Here is a 3,003-nt window from a genome sequence, read left to right as displayed (position 1 = left end):
CTCACCCCGAACAGCCGACCGATCCCTTTTTACTCATGTTCGTAGCCGACTTCGACGCCCTCAGCTACCTCAACAAACACGCAGGCGAACACGCCCCTGAATTCTCTGTAGAGTATTGCGATCGCACTAAAATAAAATCCATTTGCGATCGTTGGAGCTACAAAGGCGTCGGCATCGTCAACGATCCGCTTGTCCCCCGCGTGGAGTTCATGAGCCTCTAGAGATTCAAAGACTCAATCCAGTCACCTAGCCCGTTCAAGATTAGCTGTACGCCAATTGCCATTACAAATAGTCCTAGCAGTCGGCTCAGTGCCTGAATTCCACCAGCGCCCAAAACCTTTAGTAATAAAGTAGAAGAGCGCATCGCTACGTAGATAATCAGCCCAATTAGACAAATTGCAGTTGCGATCGCCAGCAAATTTCGTGCCGTTTCAATGCCTTGCGTCCCCTGGCTGGCCTCAGCCGCTAGTCCTAAAGCCACCGCAATTGCTCCTGGCCCTGACAGCAGCGGAATCGTCATTGGCATAAACGAAATATCCTTGTGGTGCTCTGCTTTATCAGTCGCATCCCGATTTTCTAGCTCACTGACCTTCGACTCTGCGTTCATCGTATTCCAGGCCGCATGGAACACCACAATCCCTCCTGCAATTCGCACCACTTCTAGTGAGACTCCAAAGAATCGAAGCAGCGTACCCCCGACCAGTAGAAAGCCTACTAGCAGAAAAATCACATTTAGAGCAATCCGCCGAGCATAGATACGCCGCAGCGACTCAGGCACACCTGCTGTCAGTACCAGAAAGATAGGCACGCTACCAATCGGATCAATCACCGGAAACAGCGCCGCAATACTTCCCAAAATAAAGTCAGCAAATTCTTTGATAGGCATTAGCCGACCTCAAAAGCGAACATCAAAAAAAGAGTTTAGCGCTTAAAGCTGCATAGCATCGTAAGAGAACCGCCACCCGTTCGATTCATCACTTCAGAGCCCTCTACTCGAACAAACCCAGTCCGTTCATATAATCTCAACGCTGGATTGTCTGTACGAGTGCTCAAACATATGGCTGAGAACTCAGGCTGGACAAGCTCTAGGATCTTGGTGAGTAATGCGGTTCCGATACCTCTACCGCGCACTTCGGGAGCTACTGCAATCGCTAGCTCTGGGATGTTGTCTGCGATATATCCGTACCCGCGATTGTCCTCAGACCAAAGCCGAACCCAGGCTGCTCCTACAGCAGTTGCGCCCTGCTCTGCAATGACACCTAAATCACCCTTTCTTCCCCACCCTGTAACATATCGAGCTATGTCAGAGTTAGTCTGCACTGCTATTAAGGACGATTCGTGCGCTGCATACATCAGCATGGTCCATAGTGTATCTACATCCTCAGTGCTTGCAGGGCGAATCGCAATATTGAGCATCAATCAAAGTTTCTCTTAGGATTTCATTCAACAATCAATATCGTCTTCCTTCGCGGTAGACGTACATATTTATAGCCGCGATCGCAAAACAAATCATAAAGATCATCAGCCGAATCCCGTAGATCGGCTCGTTGATCAGCCTGCCGTCCTCAAACAATGGCGTCAAAGACGGTTCTAGCTTAGCCAGCAAAAACCCACAGGCAAAGGCCGAAATCGTAGACATCGCCTGCGAGAACTTCTTAATTTCCTGACTAGTCGTCGGCGCAATCAAGAAACCCACCAGCCAGCCCGTCGCCCAGCCCGCCGTTCCAACTAGCACCGTCTGAGCGAATCCAGCATCGTCAAGCTCTTGATGCACCGTCCGCGCAATCCACAGCACGATGCCAAAAACAACAAAGCCAATCAGCAAACTTGCAAAAGACCGCGCCTGATTCATAGAGATAATCCATTCCATCTAGCTTGCAGGCTGAGCGCAGTCGAAGCCTAATTCAATCGCGATAGCTTGATTCGAGGATCGACAAACGATAGCGCTAGGTCCGCCAGCAGATTGCCCAAGATCAGCATCACTGCCCCTAGCACCAAACTTGCCATGATTAAGAATAAATCCTGCGTCTGCACAGCCTCTAGCGTTAGCTGACCCAAACCAGGCCAGCTAAAATAGTTCTCCACAATAAAAGAACCGCTGAGTAAGCTCGAAAATTCAAATCCTAGAATAGTGATTAAAGGGTTGATCGCATTTCGTAGGGCATGTACGTAGATCACCTTGCTCTCTGAAAGTCCTTTCGCCCTGGCCGTTTGGATATAGTCTTGGCGCAGTACATCTAATAGCTGACCGCGCATCAGCCTTTGCAGGCCCGCAAAGCTAGTGATACTCAGCGCCAGCGTCGGCAAAATCAGATGCCAGCCGATATCCAGCAGCTTTCCTATCCAGTTGAGATCTTCGTGAAAAAGACTCGTGCGTCCGCCGACGGGAAATAGCGGCGTCGTTAGCTGTGCGAAGAAGAGCAGCAGCAGCCCCGTGATAATGGTTGGAAAGCCCTGGCCAATGTAGCTCAAAACCCGCAGCGTCCGGTCTACGATGTTATTTTGGTTGACGGCGCTGATAATGCCCAAAGGAATGGCGATCGCCCAGGTCACAAAGATAGAGGCTGCCGACAGTATGATCGTATTGGGTACCCGTTCCCATAGAAGCTCTAGTGCTGGCCTTTGATAGGCAAAGCTAATGCCAAAGTCAAACTCTGTGATCACCTGCCTTAGCCATATAAAATACTGCTGCCATACCGGCTGGTCTAGACCAAAACGAGTCTCTAGATCGGCAATCGTCTCGGGTGAAATCTGCGGATTCTGACGAAATGGGGTCAAAAAGTCGCCTGGGGCAAGCTGCACGACGACAAAACTAAAGGCCGTCGCTAGTAGCAGCGTCAGCAGTCCCTGCAATATCCTCTTTACGATGTAGCGAGTCGTCTCGCCCAAGAAAAAATCACGCAGCAGCGAGCCGGCTTTGTTCGATGCAGATAGCTGGCTAGAAGAGGGTTGAGAGGGTGTCATATCCAATTTCACCGCTTAATACGTGAGCAAACTCATGAC

5 protein-coding genes are annotated in these 3,003 nt (G+C 50.2%); 1 reads left to right on the top strand and 4 read right to left on the bottom strand.

All coding sequences use genetic code 11. The features are described from left to right. A partial coding sequence (locus IQ256_RS28730) for a hypothetical protein (RefSeq protein ID WP_193859100.1) occupies positions 1 to 221 on the top strand: 221 nt, incomplete at its 5' end. On the opposite strand, the gene IQ256_RS28725 is transcribed toward IQ256_RS28730, so the two are convergent. Genes IQ256_RS28725 through IQ256_RS28710 form a run of 4 tightly spaced genes read right to left on the bottom strand, consistent with a single transcriptional unit; the run spans position 218 to position 2,964 of the window. Beyond that, positions 218 to 886: a MarC family protein gene (locus IQ256_RS28725; protein ID WP_193859099.1), complete on the bottom strand. Its 669-nt coding sequence runs from the start codon at positions 884 to 886 to the stop codon at positions 218 to 220. The genes IQ256_RS28730 and IQ256_RS28725 overlap by 4 nt on opposite strands. A 35-nt stretch (positions 887 to 921) precedes the next feature. Further along, the gene (locus tag IQ256_RS28720; RefSeq protein ID WP_193859098.1) at positions 922 to 1,416 is read right to left on the bottom strand and encodes a GNAT family N-acetyltransferase; all 495 of its coding nucleotides are present in this window, start codon (positions 1,414 to 1,416) and stop codon (positions 922 to 924) included. A 34-nt stretch (positions 1,417 to 1,450) separates the two neighbouring features. Further along, positions 1,451 to 1,852 carry a hypothetical protein gene (locus tag IQ256_RS28715; protein WP_228025384.1) on the bottom strand — a complete coding sequence of 134 codons (402 nt, stop codon included), beginning with the start codon at positions 1,850 to 1,852 and terminating at the stop codon, positions 1,451 to 1,453. A gap of 47 nt (positions 1,853 to 1,899) precedes the next feature. Beyond that, positions 1,900 to 2,964: an ABC transporter permease gene (locus IQ256_RS28710; protein ID WP_228025383.1), complete on the bottom strand. Its 1,065-nt coding sequence runs from the start codon at positions 2,962 to 2,964 to the stop codon at positions 1,900 to 1,902. Positions 2,965 to 3,003: the final 39 nt, after the last annotated feature.

Origin of the sequence: cf. Phormidesmis sp. LEGE 11477, from assembly GCF_015207105.1 — a bacterium.
Taxonomy (GTDB): Bacteria; Cyanobacteriota; Cyanobacteriia; order Phormidesmidales; family Phormidesmidaceae; genus Phormidesmis.
The sequence above is the reverse complement of the archived record's forward strand: the minus strand, read 5'-3'. Positions and strand labels throughout refer to the sequence as shown.